General features: G+C 58.0%; 2 protein-coding genes. Both read left to right on the top strand.

The features are described 5' to 3' along the window. Positions 1-129: 129 nt before the first annotated feature. On the top strand, positions 130-1,455 hold the full coding sequence (gene istA / locus DWZ54_RS11785) for an IS21 family transposase (RefSeq protein ID WP_118476509.1): 1,326 nt from the start codon (positions 130-132) through the stop codon (positions 1,453-1,455). Next, complete coding sequence (locus DWZ54_RS11790; RefSeq protein ID WP_199663400.1) at positions 1,448-2,260, top strand: ATP-binding protein; 813 nt, start codon at positions 1,448-1,450, stop codon at positions 2,258-2,260. Before istA ends, DWZ54_RS11790 begins: the two co-directional genes overlap by 8 nt. Positions 2,261-2,400: the final 140 nt, after the last annotated feature.

The following is a 2,400-nucleotide window of genomic DNA, read 5'->3' on the forward strand; positions in this document are numbered from 1 at the left end:
TGTTAGCGCCGGGCGAAAAACGCCACTGAGTGTCGGGCGAAATTGACCAATCTTGGTCGGATGAAAATCACCAATCGTGTCCTTCTTGCGCTATACTGAAGCCATCAACGGCTCAGGGAAAGGAGCGCAATGAAAGACACAAACCATACGCAATCCGAAGAGCGTCGCGTTGCAGAGGCTCTGGAGGCCATGCGGAAAGACGCTGGTGACGCCTTCAAACTTGAGGCTGTCAACCTCGCCGAGATGGAACGCCGCACGGGCCTTTCGCGCAGCCGCTTGCGCAGGCTCAAGAAGAACGGCTTCGAGTTCAAGCCGCACGCGAACAAGGGCCGCAAGGCGAAGAAGACTGTACTTTCAGGATTCACGGGCGCTTTGGACGACCTTCTGCGCAAGGGCGTTTCCAATTCGTCGGTCATCCTCGAACGCCTCAAAGAGCTCGGATATCCCGGCGGCCTCACGGTCGTCAAAGAGTATATTGCAAGGCACAAAAACCTCCTGCCGCCCAAGAGGCAGGTCGTTGCACCGCAGGGGAATCGCGGCCGCAGGTACGAAACGCCGCCAGGAGATTCTTTCCAGATGGACTGGGGATTCACGAATGTGGTGGCAAGCACCGGCGGCACCTTCCAATGTGCGTGCTTTGTCATGACCTGCCACCATTGCGGTGCCTGCTACGTCGAGTTCTTCCCGAATGCCAAGCAGGAGAACCTCTTCATCGGGATGATTCACGGCTTCGAACGCCTCGGCGTTCCAGCACACGTGCTCACGGACAACATGAAGAGCGTCGTCCTGCACCGCGACCTCGAAGGCCAGCCCGTCTGGCACTCAGACTATGACGCCTTCATGCACACCGTCGGCTTCCAGACGAAGCTCTGCAAGCCGAGGCATCCGTTCACCAAGGGAAAGGTGGAACGCCTGGTGCGCTTTGTGAAGGAGAACTTCCTTGCCGGGCGCACGTTCTACAACGTGACAGACTTGAACCGCGCCGCGCTGGAATGGTGCGACAAGCAGAATGGTATTTTCCATCGCGGCTCTGCTTGCGTTCCAAACGAGGTGCATGGAAGTGAATGCGCCCAGCACCTGCATCTGCTGGATGACAGCCGGGAGCTCCAAGGCTATCTCTGCCCGCTCCGCAAGATTTCCTTCGACGGGTTCGTGAACTACGAAGGCAGGCGCTTCGGCGTCCCCTACCAGTACACGGGATCGTTCGTGCGCGTCATGCGGAAGGATGCCTGGCTCTACATTTACTCGGAAGACCTCCTGCAGCTGCTCGTCTCGCACGAAGTGACGTGGAGCAAGTGCGACCGTTTCTGCAAAGACCAGTACGCCGTCCCCCAGCAGCCGGAGGAGTTCCCGACCGCGCCTGTGAAGACGCAGGCGACCATGCTCCCAGAGGACGAGCTCGACCGCTCCTTCGAGAAATTCAATTTCAGCAAGGGGGCGGACAGCGATGACTGACTCCCTGTTCAGCGCCATCGACCGGTGCAACGAGCTGCTGCGGCTGGACTTCTCGGCAGAAGAATTCGCGAAGCTGGCAGAGGAACGTTCCCTTTCCGCGGAATCCATCGAGGCCGTGTCTTCGGTGTTCGAATATCTCCGGGACAAGAAGGAGCAGTCCACTATCCAGATGCTCCTGCGCACCAGCCGCCTGCCGCAGAAGCAGGTCAAGACGTTTGACAACTTCGATTTCGACGTCCTGAAAGGCAAGGACATCGACAAGCTCAAGAATCTCCAGACGTTGGCTCCCATCTACGCGCACAAGAACATCGCGTTCATCGGGCCGCCGGGGACGGGCAAGACGCATCTTGCGCAGGCGTTCGGCTACGAGTGCTGCCGCCACCGCATGAAGACGTACTTCATCAAGGCAGCCGAGCTGCGTGACAAGTTCACCATCGCCCGCCGCGCGGGCAGAGAGGGCGCGCTCCTTACCAGCCTCGTCCGGCCGTCCTGCCTGATTATCGATGAGGTTGGTCACTGCGAATTCGACAAGGCGAACACGCGCTTGTTCTTCGACATGGTGGACCGCCGCTACAACAAAGAAGGCGCGTTCAACATGATCTTCACGAGCAACAAGAATCCCTCCGACTGGCGGGAAATCTTCGGCGAGAACGACGCGCTGCTCTGCTCGCTCGACCGCCTCTTTGATTCCGCCTCCGTCTTCACCTTCCGTGGTGAGAGCTTCCGTGGCAAGCATCTGGAGAACTACACGCTGCGTGCAGAGCATTCCGCTTCCACCACGCAGGACAATCCATTGAACCACTAACCATAACCTGAACAGCCAATCTGAGCCGTTGATATTTTATGATTGGCTCTTTTCGATTGACTCAAATTGGCGAATTTCAGCCGACCCGAATTGGCGTTTTTCGACCGACGCAATTTGGCGAATTTCACCCGACGCGAACA

The organism is Mitsuokella sp. AF33-22 (assembly GCF_003475755.1).
Taxonomy (GTDB): Bacteria; Bacillota; Negativicutes; order Selenomonadales; family Selenomonadaceae; genus Mitsuokella.

Coding starts and splice junctions, on each gene's coding strand:
- istA (WP_118476509.1), top strand. CDS start 130: ATGAAAGACACAAACCATACGCAATCCGAAGAGCGTCGCGTTGCAGAG.
- DWZ54_RS11790 (WP_199663400.1), top strand. CDS start 1,448: ATGACTGACTCCCTGTTCAGCGCCATCGACCGGTGCAACGAGCTGCTG.